The following is a 17,849-nucleotide window of genomic DNA, read 5'->3' on the forward strand; positions in this document are numbered from 1 at the left end:
AAACAACTGTCCACAATCCCCGCCATATCAGCCTTTATAGAAAAATAAGTTTAAAAATAATTCTATAAGTTTAATTCTAAGAAACCTTCATAATTAATTTGAAAAAATGTGAGAGATTTGAAAATCCCTACTGCCAGTAGAATGAAAACTTTAATTTATTCTAAGACAATAATAGGTATTATTAGAATGGAACAATTGTATTATTGAAAAGGCTATAATGCCTGGTGTGACGGGGTTGTTAAAGCCTTTTTAGCATGGTACTATCAGTTATGGAAAAAAGAGAAAAAGACACTAAGGGGTGGATGTTATGACAACAAGAAACGTAAAATTCATGAAAGTAGCACTAATGGCGGTAGTGGCCATATTATTAATGATGTTATTCGTTTTGCAAAGCCGATACACCATTCCAGCAGTTGCAATTGCCGCAATCGCATTAGCAGTCTACTCAGAAGATAAAATTGCTAAGAAGCATACATTCAAGTTCATCGACTAATTAGCCGATATAAACCAAAAAGAGCCCTTCGATATACCAATCGAAAGGTTCTTTTTTTCCAAATTTTCTACCAAATAAATGGAATTAAGGATTTAGTTTTCTTTTTGTAATCAATGAAAGCTTGTCCATAGTGGCTTTCCAAATACTTGTCAGCATTAGGAATATATGAAAAAACAAACATGCATAGGAGAAATAGTGGAATGAGTAGTGACCAAAGATTTCCGGTTACTAAAGCAAAGCCTAAGACCCAGAGAACGTCTCCAAAATAGTTGATGTGCACTGCGTATTTGAACAAACCACCGGTATATAATTTTCCTTTGTTGTTTGGATCGTCCTTAAATGGTTTCCGTAATAGTTCTGATAAGGAATTAATCGTTGAACCGGCGATGAAAAGAATCCATCCGATCACTGCCAAGTTGACTGAACCCCATTGTGCTAAGAATGGAAATAGCAGGTAATAAAGAGCAAAGGCAGTGCTGTTGCCAATTGCTTCTTTCCAGCTGATACCGCGAGGTAACCAGATAAACATCATACAGTTCAAACGAGCAAAGGTAATTAGAATGAGTAATATCATGCTTATCGTTGTCGATGGTGAAAGGTTAGGAAAAATAAAGCGAAAATCAATTAAAATATAGATTAACTGGGCAACTAAAATAAAAATTTTAGCACTGGTTGTTTTACGATGAATTCCGTACATAATAGCGACCCCTTTTGAAGTTATAACTTAATTATAGAGCAAAAAATTAAACACACAAAAAGCGTTGAATTCAATTTAGAATCCAACGCTTTTTTTAATCTGCATATGGCAAAGCATCGTTAGCAACATCTTCTTTATTCAAAAGAATAATATTTTCGCCTTTTTGCTTGCGCATTTCAATATCATGTTCTCCCCAAACACAGAGATCTTCCAAAATCTTATTCAATGAGTGTCCGTAATCAGTCAATGAATATTCAACTTTAGGTGGAATTTGATTGTAAACTTTACGAGCAACAATGCCGTCGTCTTCAAGTTCACGCAATTGTTGAGTTAACATTTTTTGAGTGATGTTAGGGATGGCACGACGTAATTCACCAGTACGCATTTTTCCGTGTTTTAAGTGGCAGAGAATAATTGGTTTCCACTTGCCACCGATAATTCTCATAGTTGCCTCAACACCAATATTGTAAATTGCCTGTTTCGTTAATCGTCATCCTCTCAATTCAGTATTTGTATCTTAACATCACAAGGTGGTCTTAGCAATTTTCCAAATCTAAATCTTTTGAATCAACGGTTGAACTTTCCATTTTCATCAAAACTAAAATCAAAACGATACTAGCAACCAACATGATAATTCCGATGAATGGTGTATTTAAGATTTGGTGGTGTGCTACGGCGATTCCGCCCATTGTTGAAGCAACAGAGATTCCGACGTTAAATGCTGAAATATTCAAAGCTGATGCCAAAGGTACTTCGTTAGGAGTATATTTTTCGGCCAGTTGAACGATGTAAAGTTGAAGTCCAGGAACGTTCATGAAAGCGAAGAGTCCCATCAATAGAACAGCTAGTAGTCCTAGGAAATGAAGGCCAATTGTTGCTCTAATAACTAGTAAAGCCACTCCCAGTCCGATAAACATCCCCATCAAAGCTTTAAGCGGCTTCTTGTTAGCCCAGCGGCCACCAAGGGTGTTTCCGATAGCAACGGCAACACCGTAGAAAATCAAAATTACAACAATAGCACTTTCAGACCAGCCCATATTTTTGTTCAAAATAGTTGTTAAATAAGTATAGACAGGGAAAGTAGCTCCATATCCTAAAGCTGTGATAACTAAAATTAATAGTAATTGTGGTTGTTTGATGATACGCCAGATACCTTTGATACTAGTTGGCTTTGGCAATGGTAATTCGTTTGGTACCAAAATGGCATTACTAATTAGTCCAACTAGACCAAGTGCGACAAGAAATGCAAATGACATTCTCCAACCAAAAGTTTGACCGATGAAAGTTCCGATGGGAACACCGGTAATTGTGGCAACAGTCAAACCAGTAAACATAACCGCAATGGCTGAAGCACGTTTGTTAGGTGCAACCACATCAGCGGCAATCAATGAAGCAATAGTCATGAAAATCCCATGTGATAAAGCAGCAATGACCCGACCTGCCAACAAAATAGCAAAAGTTGGTGCTAAAGTTGCCAAAAGATTTCCAATGATGAAACTAATCATGATACCAATCAATAATTTTTACGGTTCCAACGATTAGTCACTAAAGCTAAAACAGGAGCACCAATCATCACGCCCAATGCGTAAATTGAAACAGTTAAGCCCCCTCGGAAATAGAAATACCAAAAGTCTTTGTAAGTAATGGCATAATTCCGACACTAATAAATTCGGTAGATCCAATGGCAAAAGCACTGATAGCTAATGACAACAGAATCCAATTTGGTGATATTTTCTTGTTCATATTATTTTCGCCCCTTATGTAAAAATTGAGTATGTGTAACATTATATGGGGTTAGAACAAATAAACAATTACGTACTTTAAAGTGCAGTAGGGACTAAAAAGTACCTATAAGGATTTTTGGTAATGGGTTGGTTCACTGCCGCCTCCAGGAACAAGAAATTGGGGTCGCTATGGGGACCGGTTGGAGCCAAGGTCTCCAACCTCGATTTTGAACCTCGCAAAGTGCACGAGTTTCAAAAGTCGTCCCGTGGTGTAATGGCTAAAGCCATAACGCCACCTTCATAGCGACCCCAATTTCTTGTTCCTTCCGGCTAAAACATTTTAAATTTATATGATACTTTTTTAGATACTTTATTTTTGATATTGGATTTTTAGTTTATTAAAAAATGTTCATTATTCAATATAATCAATAAATCTAGAGTATTTAATCTCTTGAAAGTATAATTTTATATCCATAATATTTTCCAAACAAAGGACAGACTATAGTCGGAGGACGAACCGAAGAAGTCAGCAGTGGTAGTGGTGTTAGCGATTTATCGCTTACTCCACTGGACGTATTTTGAACTTCGCAAAGAACGCGAATTTCAAAATCGAGCTTGGAGACCTTGGCTCCGAGCGGTCCTCACAGCGACTTCTTCGGTTCGTCCGGAGACGGCAATAATTAAATAATTCTAATAAACTTATTGACACATTAATTTTAAAATGTTTTACTAGTCATTGTAAATTGAAAACGAGGAGCACTTTATTATGAAAACAAGTAATAATCTTAACTCACATTTAAATAATCAATTTGCCTTTAGCTTTTTCTTTAGATAGCGTTTGTATCCGGTTGTTGGATACGAACGCGTACGTGTTCGTATCTATCGATTGGCTAAAGCTTTTAAGCATGTCATTTAAAGCCAGATAGATACAGGGTTGAATCTATCTGGAGAAAATATTTGGGCCCAATTATTTAACCAGTTAGATTCGTATCCGAATCTAGCTGGTTTTTTTTATACATTTGGGAGGATGAATTTTCATGAAAAAGACATTAATTGGTTTATTAACAGTAACAATGGTAGCACTTTTATTGGTGGGCTGCTCAAATAATTCAGCAAGTTCTAGCAAGAACTTAAACGTGGGGATTTTACAAATTGTGCCACATGGTTCACTTGATGCCGCTCGTAAAGGGTTCAAAGAAGAGCTCAACAAAGAGGTTAAACAGCACGATAAATCTATCAAGGTCAATTACAATTACCAAAATGCACAAGGGGATCAATCAAATCTAAATTCAATGGCACAACAATTGACGCAAAAGAAAAATGATTTGATTTTAGGTATCGCTACACCTTCTGCACAAGCTTTAGCTAAGAAAACTAAGTCAACACCAATCGTGGTTACGGCGGTTACTAATTTGGAAAGTGCTGGTTTGATTAAAAATGACGAAAAGCCTGGTACTAATGTGACAGGGACTAAGGATCTGGGACCAGTTGATAAACAAGTTAAGTTATTAACAAGTTTGACAAAAAATAACAAGCCTATCGGAGTAATGTACAACTCATCTGAAGAAAATTCGGTTCTTCAAATTAAGATGGTCAAAAAATACGCTAAGAACCACAATTTAAAATTAAATATTGTCAGTGTTACAAGCACTAATGATGTTGCCAGTGCCTTATCCGGTATGGCTGACAAGGTTTCTGGAATTTATCTACCAACTGATAATTTGATGGCAAGTTCAATGAAGACTATCGGTAAAAAAGCTCGTGAAGCTAAATTGCCCGTCGTTACAGGTTCAATCGAAATGGCCGAAGATGGCGGTACAGCAACTTATGGTATCAATTACAAAGATCTTGGTAAACAAACAGCTAAGATGGCTTACAAGATTTTGATCGACAAAAAGAAGCCTCAAGATATGCCCGTTGAAACATCACATACATTGAGACTTTACGTTAACAAGGACAATGCCAAGGCAGTTGGTATTAATCCTGATCAAATTCAAAAGCCTTAGTTAGAAATTTTGGAGGTAATAAATATGCTTATATCTAGTCTTGGACAAGGATTACTGTGGGCGCCTTTAGCAATTGGTGTCTTTATCACATTTAGAATTTTGGATATTCCCGATTTAACAACTGAAGGTAGTTTTCCTTTTGGGGCAGCCGTCGCAGTTAGCTTAATGTTGAAAGGTCAATCAGCCATTACAGCCGCTTTAGCAGGTTTTGTGGCGGGATGTTTAGCCGGACTTATCACGGGAATTTTAGATACTAAATTACATATCCCATCACTTTTAGCCGGAATTTTAACAATGACTGGTTTGTACTCAATCAACATGCACATCATGGGTAAGTCCAATGTGCCACTTCTAAACGAAAAAGTTTTAACCGAATATTTACCAGCTAGTTGGAATTTAGACATTCAGACAATTGTCTTAGGATTACTCGTTACAAGTATCGTGGTCGCAATTCTTTATCTGATGTTCAAAACTAGGTTAGGTTTGTCATTGATGGCGACTGGTAATAATAAAGATATGTCAGCTGCTAATGGTATCAATACTGACGGCATGATTATTTTCGGCTACATGATTTCCAATGGATTCATCGCTTTGTCAGGTGCCTTGATTGCCCAAAGTAATGGTTACGCTGATATCGGCATGGGTATCGGAACCATTGTTATCGGCTTGGCGTCAGTCTTAGTTGGGGAAATTTTCCTACGTGGACACAATATTTTAACAAGATTAATTGCCATGGTCGTCGGAGCTGTCGTTTACCGTTTGCTCTTGACGGTGGCAATGGGATTAGGATTCCCACCAGATGATCTGAAGATTCTTTCAGCCGTTATTTTGGTAATCGTAATCTGTGTACCAATTATCCAAAATCGTATCAGAACGAAACGTCAATTGAAGAAATACTTAGAACAAATGGAGGACCAAGACGATGAACGTATTACAAGTGAAACACCTACAAAAGGTATTCTTTCCCGGGACTGATAATGAACGCCACGTCTTAAAAAATATCAATTTGCAAGTAGATGAGGGCGACTTTATTTCTGTTATCGGAAACAATGGTGCCGGTAAATCAACTTTGTTAAATACAATCGCTGGAACTTTGCACGCTGATGCTGGAGAAATCGACTTAGCTGCTCACAATGTTTCTAAGAAATCAGTTGCCTATCGTTCACGCTGGATGTCACGCGTGTTTCAAGATCCTAAAATGGGTACAGCCGGTGATTTGACAGTTATGCAAAATTTGGTGTTAGCCCAGAGCCATACCAATACCATCAATTTAAAATGGTATCAACGAAAAGGGGATGTCGAAGAGTATCAAGAATTGCTCAAGACCTTGAATATGGGACTAGAGAACTTCATGGATACTCAAGTAAAATATTTGTCTGGTGGTCAAAGACAAGCCTTGTCACTTTTGATGGCTACGTTGAGTAAACCAAAGTTGTTGTTGCTAGATGAACATACCGCAGCCCTTGATCCAAAAACTAGCCAAGAAGTTATGAGAATAACTAATGAAATGGTTCAAAGAGAACATTTAACAACTATGATGATTACACATAAAATGTCTGATGCGTTGAAATATGGTAATCGTTTAGTCATGGTTCAAGATGGTCAAATTAAGTTAGATGTGAAGGGTGCTGAGAAAGATAACCTTGATACAGCTCAATTGTTGGAAGCATTTGAATAAATAGTTATTGAATTGGTTTTGATGTTTATGAAGTCAATTTGATTTATATCTTTTAAATGTTTTAAATTTCAAATTTAGTATTTTTAACTAAAGGAAGAAAGTTTCGCTATTTTTTAATGAATTAGCTGGAGGACGGTAGGGATTGAATATCAGCAGTGATAGAGGCGTTAGGGATTTATCCCTTACGGCACAGGACGTATTTTGAGATTCGCGAATTGTGCGAAGCTCAAAATCGAGGCTCGAGACCTTGGCTCGAGCCGGTCCCACAGCAGATTTCAATCTCTACCGTCCTCCGGCGGCAATGTTCAAGACAAAATAAAAAAAGCCAATCACTGAAGTAGAATTCAGTAATTGGCTTTTATTTGTGTTAATCCATTTATCAGGGGGGAAGGATGGATTACGAATTAGTTATGTTTTAATGAGAATCATTATCTATATCTATTTTTAATATGAAGAGAGTTACTTTATAGGGGGGATAAGCTAAAGGATTTTCTTCTCCTTTAACTTATAAGTACATCATAACCAGTAAATGTGAAGAAATTATGATGCCAATGTTTTAAAAATACGAAGATTGTTTAAAAATATGTTTTTTTTAAATATGCCACCTCCAGAAACAAGAAAATTGAGTTCACTGTGGGGACCGGCACGAGCCAGAAAACGGTCTCGTACCTCGATTTTGAACCTCGCAAAAGCCGCGAGTTTCAAAAGTCGTCCCGTGGTGTAAGAGCTAAAGCTCCAACACCACCTTCACAGTGAACTCAATTTTCTTGTTCCTTCCGGTTAGGTTGTTTGATATTTTTGAAACACTTTTAAAATTTTCTACTGTTCTAGATAATAATGTCATAGCTAACAGACATAATAAAAAAGTGATTCTAGCAATCTAAAAATGGATTACAGGAATCACTTTTATTAATATCTATTATTAACAAATACATTAGCCGGAAGACGGTGGGAAGAAAGTCAGCCGTGACGGCAGAGTTAGAGCTTTAGCTCTTACTCTGCGGACGTATTTTGAGATTCGCGTGTTTTGCGAAGCTCAAAATCGAGCCTTGAGACCTTGGCTCAAGGCGGTCCCACAGCAGACTTTCTTCCCACCGTCTGGAGGCGGAACTTTAAAACCTATTCAAGATAAATCTTCTTCAAAGACTCAATCTCTGAAGAACTAATCTTCAATTCTTTTTTGATATAATTGTTTATATTGCCATACGTTTTGTCGATTGTTTTGAGAGCTGTGGCCAAGTAATTATAATGAACGGTCATTAAATCTCTAACAGAATTGATAACGTCGGGATCTTTGTAACCTTTGGAATCCAACAATCCTAAGAGGTCGTCGACGAACTCTTTATTAGCTACATTAGTTAACAAGTAATCGGCTTTGATTGTTTCAAATGGGACACCTAAAGCGGTTAAGAAGAAGACAGCGCCCATACCGGTTCTATCTTTACCGGCACTACAATGGAAAATCAAAACTTCGTTATCATTCTTATTTAGTAATAATTGCGTAAAGAATTTCCGATAAGCAGCTTTTGAACTATCCTTTGTGATAATATCACGGTAAACATCAATCATATGTGCATAACCGTCAGTTGGATCACCGTCAATTTCAGGGATGTAGCCGTCACTTTGGACTTCGGAGGCCTTCGTTTCATCTTCTTCAAAAACGGGTGCCCAAACGTAACGTACTCCCTCAGGACGTCTGTCTGGCTTTTTGTCAATTTCTTGTTTAGAACGGAAATCGACATCAATTTTCAAACCATAATCTTTCAACATTTGTAGATCATTGTCAGTCAAGTCAGCTAATCCGGCTGATCTTAAAACCTTATGATACTTAACTGTTCTCCCATCGGTTGTTTGATAGCCGCCAAGTTCACGGAAATTAACACCTTTTTCAAGGTTTAAAACACGTTCATTATCGTTAGCCATTCTCATTTACCTCGGTTATTTTATTCTATTTACTATTATAACAAAAAGGAAGAGTCATCCTTATTATGAAGTTCATTATTGCGCCTGGAAAATATAATAATCATGTTAGCTCGGAAAAAATTGGCCAAGCTATTTATAGTGGTATATCTCGTGCCTTACCAAATGCCGAAATTGCGACCATGCCTGTGACTGATAGTAAGTACGGCATGCCAGCATTAGTTGAGCATACGGTCGGCGGACAGTGGAATGAACTGGCTTTTTTTGATGCTTTTTGGAACAGTAAAATTGGTCGTTATTTGATTACTAATATCGATAGTCAAGATACCGCTATTATTGATTCGGAGCAAGTGGTCGGAGTAGATTTGGCAAAAAATAAATCGCGTGATCAGTTGTTCCATGCAACAAGTTATGGTATTGGAGAATTGATTGTTGACGCAGTGACAAGTGGAATCAAAAATATTGTACTTTGTTTAGGTAAGACTGCAGTAGCTGATGGCGGCTTAGGCGTCTTACAAGCACTCGGAGCTAAGATTTATGATGAGAATGGGTCGTTGATACCAGAAGGCGAGAATCCGCTTATAAGCGCTGATAGGATTGATTTAGAAGATGTAACGCAATTACTTGGCAATCGGACCCGAATAACCGTATTATTGAACTATTCAAGTGCCTATAAATTATGTGATACGGTAGAGTATTTAAACGAAGCACAAGAAAGTTTTTTGGAAGATAATTTAGTTTATATTAGCGAAAAAATGAATCAGAAGTATAATTTAGATATACACCCGATGCCACATTCGGATTCAATTAAGACGTTGGCAGGGGCGTTTGCAATGATTAATGCACGGATTTCTCGGTCGTCATTTGAGTGGGTTGCTAAAGTAACCGGAATGAATGAAACCATTCGTTCGGCGGATATTTTGATTACAGCGACAGACAAAATTTCTGGTAACTCAATGCATGATGATATTTTGTATCATTTGAGTCGAGTGGCTGGTTCGGAAAAAATTCCCACATTTGTTTTATGTAATAATTTTGTTGATAATTTTAATAATGATGAACAACTATTCACAGGCATATTTTCAACTCAAATGACCGAGTATGACGATGAAATTACTATATTTGAAAATTACGAATCAGTCGCAAATCAGTTAGCAAGGACTCTTTTGGCATTTAAGTAGTTATTTCATTGAATATTACATATGAATGCATTAATCTAAAATTAAAAGGATTTTCAATAAGCGCATTGGAGGATTGAATTATGGAACAAGATTATAAGAGAATTTTGGTTCCGGTAGATGGATCAAATGAAGCAGAAATGGCTTTTAAGAAAGCCGTAACAGTTGCCAAGATGAACGGTGGACACATCGACGTTTTGACAGTGCTAGATACCAAACAATTCATCGGTTTACATGGTGGAATGCTTAATGGGGACGTTATTTACCAACTATCCGAAGATGCTCAAAAATATCTTAATGAATTAAAAGATAGTGCGGTTAAAGACGGATTCGAGGAAGACGACATCGACATCCACGTTCGTTTTGGTGAACCAAAGACAGTTATCTCACAAGAGTTCATTGACGAATATAAGAACGATTTGATTATGATTGGATCAACCGGAATGAACGCCGTAACACGTTTGTTAGTAGGTTCAGTTTCAGAATACGTTACAAGAAATGCTAGAACTGACGTTATTATTGTTAGAACTGATGTTGATAATAAGAAATTGGTTGATAAGAAGCACAAAAAATAGAGAGCGGAGCAGGCCCGGGAATTTCCGAGCATTTGCATGACTTCACGAATTATCCGCGTACTTTGCGGATGATTTGGGAAGTTATGCAAAGCGGAAGAAATTGGCCTGTGCAGCTCGTTTCAAAATCAGAGAGCGGAGATGGGGCGTTCAGCTCCCGAGCATTTTCGTAGAACTGTGAATTGCACGCTGGGTTTGCGTGTGATTTACAGTTCTATGAAAAGCGGAAGGAGTTGCCCCATCGTAGCTCGTTTCAGAGCCACTGCCAAACCAGCCGCTCTAAAAGACAACTGACTATATATTAAACAAACAAATAAACACCAAGAAAAAAGCTGGCACTTACCTACGCCAGCTTTTTCTATTGAAAGGAATAAAATCTATGAGATGCGAATGGGCCAACAGTTCCAAAGAAATGCAAGCATACCACGATAATGAATGGGGCAAGCCCAGCCATGACGAACGTTATTTTTTTGAAATGTTAACTTTAGAAGGTGCCCAAGCAGGTTTATCATGGGCAACAATTATCAAGCGCCGTCAAACATATCGACAAGCATACGATAACTTTGAAATTGATAAAGTAGCCGCTTTTGACCAATCAAAACGTGACGATTTATTACAGGACAAAGGAATTATCCGGAATCACTTAAAGGTAGACTCATCAATAAGCAATGCCAAACTCATTCAATCAATGCATGATAATAATAAAAAATTTTCCGATTATATCTGGAAATTTGTTGATAATAAACCAATAATTAATCATTATAGTGATATGGAAGAAATGCCTGCCCAAACAGAGTTATCACAAATGATCAGTAAGGATTTAAAGAAAAAAGGGTTTCGATTTGTTGGACCAACGATAATTTATTCATTCTTACAAGCTGTCGGTGTGATCAATGATCATTTAGATAACTGTGATTTCAAGTGAAAATTAGTATAATAGTACTGGATGTAAAAAATACCCTGGGTACTTGCCCGTAAATTTGGCATATTTAAAAAGCAATAGCAATATCGGAGGAGAATTATGGATTCTGAAACTATTAGTAAATTAGCTGAAAAGCTATATGAAGATCGTAATAAAATTGAAGATAAGTCCCAAAAATTTGATGCTCAAGAAGTTTATGACATTTTAGATTCTCTTGAAGTCTTGAGAAAGCCAATCAAAACATACTTTGATATGACTGAGGATGACTACTATCAAAATGAATCAGATCATCGCTTGACTTTACAAAATCCGACTCAAAAATTAAGTGAATTACATGATCGTGTTCAAGTTAACCACGTTGATGGTTCATTGGATGCTCATGAGATCAATTTCACATATAATCACGAAGATCCCTACGCAACTGGCGATTACAAAGTTAAAACTGATTTAAGTTTAGTTAGTTTTGCTTTCACAGTAATTGGTGCAGTTTACGATAATACAATTGTCGCTGATGTTAGAAACTCCCTTTCAAAGGATGCAGTTTTATCAATTGGATTAGCAGCTCGTGCAATTGGGGATTGGCAATAATGAAATTAATATCAGTCAATGATTTATCATTGCAAGACAACGGCTACTTTGCATTCAAGCATGTAGCTTTTTCTTTATCCCAAAATGAGATTATCGGTATCAATGGCGACAATGGTAGTGGTAAGACAACACTTTTGGAAGCAATTGCTAATCATCAGACACCAGATAGTGGGGAAATTGAGTATACACCAGGCGTTCGAATTGGCTATATGCCACAAGTTAATCCACAAGTAATCGACCAGTCGGTGCTGAAATATTTAGAAAGCATTCGACGTTTGTCGAAAGATTTAGCTGTCAGACCAGAACAAATGCAAGGGATGATTACCTTTTTAGGAATGAGTCCTTATTTGGATCAACCAGTGCGGCAGTTATCAGTCGGATTACAAAGACGAGTGGACTTTTTAGCTGCGGTGGTAGGACATCCGAATGTGTTGTTATTAGATGAGCCATTTATTTTTCAAACGACTAAAACAGTAAAAAGTATGTTGAGTTTGATACAAGACTTGAAGGATAACGGTTCAGGAGTAGTGATTGCGGGGACTCATTTTGATGGGATGATTAATCATTATTTAGATAATGGTTATTTTTTGAAGGACAACCGGCTTGAAAAAATTGCTTCAACAACCAATAAAGAAGTTAAAGTTGAATTGATCTTCAGCGTGCATCCCAATTCAGTGGCGGTAACATCGGATATTGAGAGATATATCACTTCCAATCTCAATAACGTTGTTACGTTGACTTTGCCAGTGTCGTTGAAGAATGCCATGGTTGAAAAAATGACCCGACTCAATTATCAATTGGAAGGGGAAAAGCGTAGTGAAAATTAGGATTTTATTGAAAAGTTATTTACAAATGTTTTTTCAAGATTTCTTATATTTAACAATGCTGTTTGGAATGATTGTTGTTGGATTGACGGCTGAGAGTTTATTTAATATTAGTCCAGTCAAAAAATACAGTTTATTACTGATGGGAGCATTCTTTCTAGCACTATTTTCGACCATGCACTTATACTACAACGATAGCCGCCAAAATAAGTATTTAAAACAAAAGGTAGCCAGTTATTGGGCTGATACCTTGAGTCAATTTTTAGTAGCAATCATCGTCAATCTTTTTTCAGGTATATTAATCTTTATTTTTAGTTTAATTTTGAATCGTGACGTGATGCTAGATACGGTTGGGATTTTGACCTTAGTTGCTGTAGGTTTTTTAGGCAGTTCCATTGCCACACTCTTTAAAACCCAGTGGGGAAAACATTCAAGTTTGGGACAGGTCGGAATATTAATCTTCGTCTATTTAGCATTATCAGGTAGCGTAATTGGTTTGTTAGAACCAGTAGATTGGATTTTTCCACCTTTATCCAAACTGATAGTCACTTTACAAACAAGTCCAGAGATAACCGAATTATTGCCAATTGCAGGCCAAACATTCCTTTACGGACTAGTTTTATTTACCATTAGTAGCTTAATTTATAAGAAAAAGTAGCAAATACTTATTCATCCGATTAGTTTTTAGTTGCAAAGTAACAAAAATGGTGTTTTAATTATTCCTTTGTGAACGAAGCATAAAGCAACTTTAGGTGTGATTGGAGCAACAAGACTTAAAGTATAATTTTAAGATTTCAGCTTTTATGATTGTTAAACTAAGGTGTGCCGTCTTCAGATTCGGACAGTGGTTACTGGCGGTGCGGAACGGTCCGAGCCACGGTCTCGGACCTCGGTTTAAGCCTTGCAAGTTCGGCAAGTCTTAAACGCGCCCGGTGCTGTAAGAACGACAAAAGCGGTCGTCCTAACAGCACTTTCACTGCCAGTAACCACTGTCCGAATCTTCCGACTAGTTCTTTATTAGCTCAAGAATAACTTGATACTTCAAATATTTTTTACCGTCTTGATAGGATTTTGGAACAACCATACTCTTAAAATACTTATCGGTATCAGAATAAATTCTTATTAGATTAATTTGAAGAAGACCCTAGTCGGAAGAACTGAGACGATAGTTACTGGCAGTGACAGTGGCGTTAGAGCTTTAACTCTTACACCACCGGGCGTGTTTGAAGACTTGCTTGCAAGGCTTCAAACCGAGGAATGAGACCTTGGCTCATTCCGGTCCGCACAGCCAGTGACTATTGTCTCAGCTCTGGAGACGGAATATATCCATCACTCAAATAAAAATCAAAAAAGTTAATTAAAATTGTTGCTTTGTGACATACTTTTCTGTTTTAATACACGGATGATAAGGAGGCAGCTATGAGTAATATTTATTTACGTCAAGCAAATATTGACGATTTGCCAAGAATTATTGAAATTATTGATAGTGCGAAGAAAACCTTAAGGGACCGTGGCGTTGACCAATGGCAAAGCGGCTACCCGGATAATGAAATTTTGAAACAAGATATTGAAGAAGATATAAGTTATGTTTTAATACTAAATGGTGAGGTCGTTGGAGCAGCTGCATTGCAACAAGGCTATGATCAGAACTATCAAAACATGACATCAGGTACATGGGATAGTGAATCAGATGTCACTTATTCTGTGATTCATCGGATTGCGATTGAAGCTGACCATCAAGGCGAACACCTTAGTGCGGCTTTGATTCAACAATTACTTACTATGTCACATTATTTGGGCTATCAAGATGTCAGAATTGATACGCATCCTGATAACCACGTAATGCAACACATCATTTTGAGTAATGGCTTTGAAGAAAAGGGTACCATTACAATGGATGAAGATCATGGGGTCAGAAAGGCTTACCAAATTCTTTTGAAATAAGCTAAGATAGATTATTTTTCATATTTTTGATATATAATTGAACCATAATTAACCATCGTTAAGATGGTTTTTTTAATATATTTATATCCACGGTTTGGATATTAGGAGAGAACGGTAAATTGAAAATCAAAAATATTGCAAGAAGGGTGCTTTCACCTAGACCTTCAGAATTTATTTCAACTCAAACAGATAACTTTTTGAGAAGATTAAAGCCGAGACCTTTTGTTGTTGATTATATTGAAGGTGTTTATAAGAATAATGTCTTACCGCACGTCAATGATGATACAGTGACAATTTCTGTTCTAACTGATACTCACGCTAAGGCTGTTGTCAGTTCTTCCTATTATGGAATCAACGGCATGCGGCATATCATTGAGGCCAATAAAGTCAGCGATGACGTTGGGGTTGACCTGAATGTTCATTTAGGCGATCTGATGGATGGTAGTGATAAACCTGAGATTAGTCGTGGTATTTTGAGATTTGCGGTTGAGAGTTATCGCTCCAGCAAAGCTCCATTCTTCATTATTGAGGGAAATCACGATGAGAATGATAAATACGACGAACATCGCTTCTTTAAAACTGCATCATTTCATCGAGATGATTACGATTCACTAGTAACTAAATATGACTTTGAGCAACCAGAGATTCTTCGTTTGAATCCTGTTTCAAAAGTTGGTTGGTATGATAAGGGTGACGTTCGTGTTATCTTTATTGATACTAGTGATATTCCTTATATTCTTAGTAACGGTTCTAAGAAATATGACTTCAAGAAGGTTCGTGGGGTCAGAGAGCAACAACTAGAGGATTTAACTACCGTTTTAGAGCGGACTGTCGATAAGCATGTGGTTGTAATGGGCCATGCAAATATTGTTAGTCCAAGTGGACGCAGTGCGTTAAACTTTAACGGTGATCTAGTGCAACAATTGTTGGTCGCATTTAACAATAAAGCTTCAGGACAATTGAAAAATGAATTAACTGGAGATTTTGGAGTTAATATCCGCTATGATTTCTCGTCTACCGGCATTTCGAAGGTGACAACTTATCTTTGTGGACACATGCATTACGAAAAAAACTACAAAGTTTCTGAAATTAATCATATAATATTAAATTGTTCGGCCCTTATGGGGAAGAAGCACGGTTTAACGACTGATTACAATAAAAAATGGGACAGACGATATAATGAAGTTTCCGAATTAGCCGGATATTTCATTAATATCGACCCGAATAAACTACGCTTACAGATATTTGGTTACGGAGCCGCAACAAGGTATGTAAGTTTTGAAATATAAGGGAGAATTATTTTATGTGTGGAATTGTCGGATTCGTAGATAAAAATATTGCAGACAAAAAGCCTGTAATTGAAGCGATGATGGAAACAATCAAGCATCGTGGACCAAACAGTTCTGGTGAACTATTTGAAGGTGACGCTGCATTAGGTTTTCGCCGTTTGAGTATTATTGATATCAACAGTGGTATGCAACCTATTTATAATGAAGATCGCTCAAAAGCCATTATTTTCAATGGTGAAATTTACAACTATCAAGATATTAGAAAAGATTTGAAAAAAGACGGACATATTTTCACAACCGATACTGATACTGAAGTTCTTTTGCATGGTTTTGAAGAATGGGGTATCGAAGGTTTATTGAAGAAAGTTCGCGGAATGTTTGCATTCGTTATTTATGATCTTAAAACTGGTGATATGACAGGTGCGAGAGATTTCTTTGGTATCAAACCTTTATATTACTATAATCGTGAAGGTACATTTATTTTTGGTTCAGAAATCAAAGCATTTTTGAAAGAACCAAACTTCAAGATGGAACTAAATAAAGCTGCTTTGAAGCCATATTTGACTTTCCAATATTCAGCTATGAATGAAACATTTTTCAAGAATGTTTTCAAGATTCCAGAAGGCCACTACTTTACATACAAGAACGGTAAGTTAAGTATCAAGAAGTATTGGGACATGGAATTCAAAGAAAATAACTTGTCATTTGAAGAAACAGTTAAACGTATCGACAAGTCATTACGTGACTCTGTTGAAGAACATTCAATCAGTGATGTGCCAGTTGGTTCATTACTATCAAGTGGTGTTGATTCAAGTTACGTTACAGCTATTTTGAAACCACAACATACGTACTCAATCGATTTTGATACAAGTACTTATGAAGAAGGTACCGCTGCTAAGTTACTAGCTGATAAATTAGGTCTTGAAAATACCCGTGGTATCGTAACAAAAGAAGAGGCCATCAAGTCACTTCCTTTGATTCAATACTATATGGATGAACCAGATGCTAACCCTTCATCCGTTCCGTTGTATTTCTTAACAAAATTAGCTAGTCGAGACGTTACCGTTATCCTTTCAGGTGAAGGTGCCGATGAATTATTTGCCGGTTACGCTAACTATGGTTTCCATTCACATTCAAAAACAATTCGTGTAGTTGCTGAAGAATTGAAGAAACTACCTAAGGGTGTTAAATACAAGTTAGCTCATGGCTTGAAGAAGATGCCTAATTTCCCAGGAAGATTGCATTTGTACGAATCAACAGCTAAGGCTGAAGAGTTCTTTATCGGACAAGCTAAGGTCTTCACTGAAAAAGAAGCCGCTGCTTTAGTTAAGCCAGAATTTGAAAAATCACGTTCCGTTCATGACATTGTTATGAAGAGTTATAACAAGGTTCGTGACTACAAGGATGAAGTTAAGAAGATGCAATATCTTGACCTTCACCAATTCATGGCTGGCGATATCATTCTAAAGGCTGACCGTATGAGTATGGCCAACTCAATGGAATTACGTGTTCCGTTCCTAGATAAAGAAGTTGCCAAAGTCGCTGCCGGCGTACCTACAAAGTATCTTTTGAACAGTAAAGATAGTAAGTATGCTTTGCGTGTTGCTGCTGAACGTGCACTTCCTTCAGAATGGGCTAAACGTGAAAAACTAGGCTTCCCAGTGCCAATCCGTGATTGGATCAGAACTAAGGAAGTTTATGAAGATTTCCGCAAGTTGTTCAGTGCTGACTTTGCGGCTGAATTCTTTGACCAAGATGCAATTTTGAAGATGCTTGATGGATGTTATCGTGGTGAAAACGATGATCGTCGTAAAGTATGGACAATTTATTCATTCTTGATTTGGTATAAAGTATTCTTTATTGATGGTGGTAAGAAGCCAGATGTTGATCCACAAGTACTTGTACCTGGGGATGAAAAATAAAGTCTGCTTTATAGTCTGAATATAATAATTGAAAAAAATAAAAGAAGTTGTTTCTAACTTGAGATTAGTTCAAGTCTGAAACGGCTTCTTTT

General features: G+C 37.0%; 16 protein-coding genes and 1 pseudogene. 13 read left to right on the forward strand and 4 right to left on the reverse strand.

Features of this window, described 5'->3' with window-relative positions; translation table 11 throughout:
• Positions 1 to 307: 307 nt before the first annotated feature.
• Positions 308 to 493 carry a hypothetical protein gene (locus tag D1B17_RS01705; RefSeq protein ID WP_120143397.1) on the forward strand — a complete coding sequence of 62 codons (186 nt, stop codon included), beginning with the start codon at positions 308 to 310 and terminating at the stop codon, positions 491 to 493.
• A gap of 67 nt (positions 494 to 560) precedes the next feature.
• Here D1B17_RS01705 and D1B17_RS01710 read toward each other — a convergent pair whose 3' ends face one another.
• The 3 genes and pseudogenes from D1B17_RS01710 to D1B17_RS01720 form a co-directional block, all read right to left on the reverse strand.
• Entirely contained in the window at positions 561 to 1,190 is a 630-nt protein-coding gene (locus D1B17_RS01710) for a methyltransferase family protein (protein WP_120143395.1), read from the reverse strand.
• Between the two features lie 94 nt (positions 1,191 to 1,284).
• Positions 1,285 to 1,635 carry a winged helix-turn-helix transcriptional regulator gene (locus tag D1B17_RS01715; protein ID WP_120143392.1) on the reverse strand — a complete coding sequence of 117 codons (351 nt, stop codon included), beginning with the start codon at positions 1,633 to 1,635 and terminating at the stop codon, positions 1,285 to 1,287.
• Positions 1,636 to 1,726: 91 nt separating this feature from the next.
• Positions 1,727 to 2,933: pseudogene (locus D1B17_RS01720) on the reverse strand (MFS transporter).
• Between the two features lie 1,018 nt (positions 2,934 to 3,951).
• On the opposite strand from D1B17_RS01720, the gene D1B17_RS01725 reads away from it, so the two are divergent.
• From D1B17_RS01725 to D1B17_RS01735, 3 genes are read left to right on the forward strand one after another with little or no spacing between them, the layout of a single operon-like run.
• On the forward strand, positions 3,952 to 4,920 hold the full coding sequence (locus D1B17_RS01725) for an ABC transporter substrate-binding protein (RefSeq protein WP_120143390.1): 969 nt from the start codon (positions 3,952 to 3,954) through the stop codon (positions 4,918 to 4,920).
• A 24-nt stretch (positions 4,921 to 4,944) separates the two neighbouring features.
• The gene (locus tag D1B17_RS01730) at positions 4,945 to 5,895 is read left to right on the forward strand and encodes an ABC transporter permease (protein WP_120143387.1); all 951 of its coding nucleotides are present in this window, start codon (positions 4,945 to 4,947) and stop codon (positions 5,893 to 5,895) included.
• Positions 5,843 to 6,598: an ABC transporter ATP-binding protein gene (locus D1B17_RS01735; protein ID WP_120143384.1), complete on the forward strand. Its 756-nt coding sequence runs from the start codon at positions 5,843 to 5,845 to the stop codon at positions 6,596 to 6,598. The genes D1B17_RS01730 and D1B17_RS01735 overlap by 53 nt, the downstream gene beginning before the upstream one ends.
• Before the next feature lie 1,119 nt (positions 6,599 to 7,717).
• On the opposite strand, the gene D1B17_RS01740 is transcribed toward D1B17_RS01735, so the two are convergent.
• Positions 7,718 to 8,521: a tyrosine-protein phosphatase gene (locus D1B17_RS01740; RefSeq protein ID WP_120143381.1), complete on the reverse strand. Its 804-nt coding sequence runs from the start codon at positions 8,519 to 8,521 to the stop codon at positions 7,718 to 7,720.
• A 65-nt stretch (positions 8,522 to 8,586) separates the two neighbouring features.
• On the opposite strand from D1B17_RS01740, the gene D1B17_RS01745 reads away from it, so the two are divergent.
• From D1B17_RS01745 to asnB, 9 genes are all read left to right on the forward strand, one after another.
• Positions 8,587 to 9,699 (forward strand): glycerate kinase, encoded by a 1,113-nt coding sequence (locus tag D1B17_RS01745; protein WP_120143378.1) that lies wholly within the window; start codon positions 8,587 to 8,589, stop codon positions 9,697 to 9,699.
• Between the two features lie 80 nt (positions 9,700 to 9,779).
• Complete coding sequence (locus D1B17_RS01750; RefSeq protein ID WP_120143376.1) at positions 9,780 to 10,271, forward strand: universal stress protein; 492 nt, start codon at positions 9,780 to 9,782, stop codon at positions 10,269 to 10,271.
• A 376-nt stretch (positions 10,272 to 10,647) separates the two neighbouring features.
• The gene (locus tag D1B17_RS01755) at positions 10,648 to 11,193 is read left to right on the forward strand and encodes a DNA-3-methyladenine glycosylase I (protein ID WP_120143374.1); all 546 of its coding nucleotides are present in this window, start codon (positions 10,648 to 10,650) and stop codon (positions 11,191 to 11,193) included.
• Positions 11,194 to 11,289: 96 nt separating this feature from the next.
• Positions 11,290 to 11,778, forward strand: a complete 489-nt coding sequence (locus D1B17_RS01760; protein ID WP_120143372.1) for a hypothetical protein — start codon at positions 11,290 to 11,292, stop codon at positions 11,776 to 11,778.
• Positions 11,778 to 12,605 carry an ATP-binding cassette domain-containing protein gene (locus D1B17_RS01765; RefSeq protein WP_120143369.1) on the forward strand — a complete coding sequence of 276 codons (828 nt, stop codon included), beginning with the start codon at positions 11,778 to 11,780 and terminating at the stop codon, positions 12,603 to 12,605. Before D1B17_RS01760 ends, D1B17_RS01765 begins: the two co-directional genes overlap by 1 nt.
• A complete protein-coding gene (locus D1B17_RS01770) occupies positions 12,595 to 13,260 on the forward strand; it encodes a hypothetical protein (RefSeq protein ID WP_120143366.1) in 666 nt (221 codons plus the stop codon). The genes D1B17_RS01765 and D1B17_RS01770 overlap by 11 nt, the downstream gene beginning before the upstream one ends.
• Before the next feature lie 761 nt (positions 13,261 to 14,021).
• On the forward strand, positions 14,022 to 14,546 hold the full coding sequence (locus D1B17_RS01775; RefSeq protein WP_120143363.1) for a GNAT family N-acetyltransferase: 525 nt from the start codon (positions 14,022 to 14,024) through the stop codon (positions 14,544 to 14,546).
• Positions 14,547 to 14,665: 119 nt separating this feature from the next.
• Positions 14,666 to 15,835 (forward strand): metallophosphoesterase family protein, encoded by a 1,170-nt coding sequence (locus D1B17_RS01780; protein WP_120143361.1) that lies wholly within the window; start codon positions 14,666 to 14,668, stop codon positions 15,833 to 15,835.
• Positions 15,836 to 15,849: 14 nt separating this feature from the next.
• Complete coding sequence (gene asnB / locus D1B17_RS01785; RefSeq protein WP_120143358.1) at positions 15,850 to 17,757, forward strand: asparagine synthase (glutamine-hydrolyzing); 1,908 nt, start codon at positions 15,850 to 15,852, stop codon at positions 17,755 to 17,757.
• The last annotated feature ends 92 nt before the right edge of the window (positions 17,758 to 17,849 follow it).

The organism is Companilactobacillus zhachilii (assembly GCF_003606365.2).
Lineage (GTDB): Bacteria > Bacillota > Bacilli > Lactobacillales > Lactobacillaceae > Companilactobacillus > Companilactobacillus zhachilii.

What these genes read in the sequence shown, in the direction of transcription:
- D1B17_RS01705 (WP_120143397.1), top strand. Translation starts at nt 308, where the DNA reads ATGACAACAAGAAACGTAAAATTCATGAAAGTAGCACTAATGGCGGTA.
- D1B17_RS01725 (WP_120143390.1), top strand. Translation starts at nt 3,952, where the DNA reads ATGAAAAAGACATTAATTGGTTTATTAACAGTAACAATGGTAGCACTT.
- D1B17_RS01745 (WP_120143378.1), top strand. Translation starts at nt 8,587, where the DNA reads ATGAAGTTCATTATTGCGCCTGGAAAATATAATAATCATGTTAGCTCG.
- D1B17_RS01765 (WP_120143369.1), top strand. Translation starts at nt 11,778, where the DNA reads ATGAAATTAATATCAGTCAATGATTTATCATTGCAAGACAACGGCTAC.
- D1B17_RS01755 (WP_120143374.1), top strand. Translation starts at nt 10,648, where the DNA reads ATGAGATGCGAATGGGCCAACAGTTCCAAAGAAATGCAAGCATACCAC.
- D1B17_RS01730 (WP_120143387.1), top strand. Translation starts at nt 4,945, where the DNA reads ATGCTTATATCTAGTCTTGGACAAGGATTACTGTGGGCGCCTTTAGCA.
- D1B17_RS01750 (WP_120143376.1), top strand. Translation starts at nt 9,780, where the DNA reads ATGGAACAAGATTATAAGAGAATTTTGGTTCCGGTAGATGGATCAAAT.
- D1B17_RS01775 (WP_120143363.1), top strand. Translation starts at nt 14,022, where the DNA reads ATGAGTAATATTTATTTACGTCAAGCAAATATTGACGATTTGCCAAGA.
- D1B17_RS01760 (WP_120143372.1), top strand. Translation starts at nt 11,290, where the DNA reads ATGGATTCTGAAACTATTAGTAAATTAGCTGAAAAGCTATATGAAGAT.
- D1B17_RS01710 (WP_120143395.1), bottom strand. Translation starts at nt 1,190, where the DNA reads ATGTACGGAATTCATCGTAAAACAACCAGTGCTAAAATTTTTATTTTA.
- D1B17_RS01735 (WP_120143384.1), top strand. Translation starts at nt 5,843, where the DNA reads ATGAACGTATTACAAGTGAAACACCTACAAAAGGTATTCTTTCCCGGG.
- D1B17_RS01740 (WP_120143381.1), bottom strand. Translation starts at nt 8,521, where the DNA reads ATGGCTAACGATAATGAACGTGTTTTAAACCTTGAAAAAGGTGTTAAT.
- asnB (WP_120143358.1), top strand. Translation starts at nt 15,850, where the DNA reads ATGTGTGGAATTGTCGGATTCGTAGATAAAAATATTGCAGACAAAAAG.
- D1B17_RS01715 (WP_120143392.1), bottom strand. Translation starts at nt 1,635, where the DNA reads ATGAGAATTATCGGTGGCAAGTGGAAACCAATTATTCTCTGCCACTTA.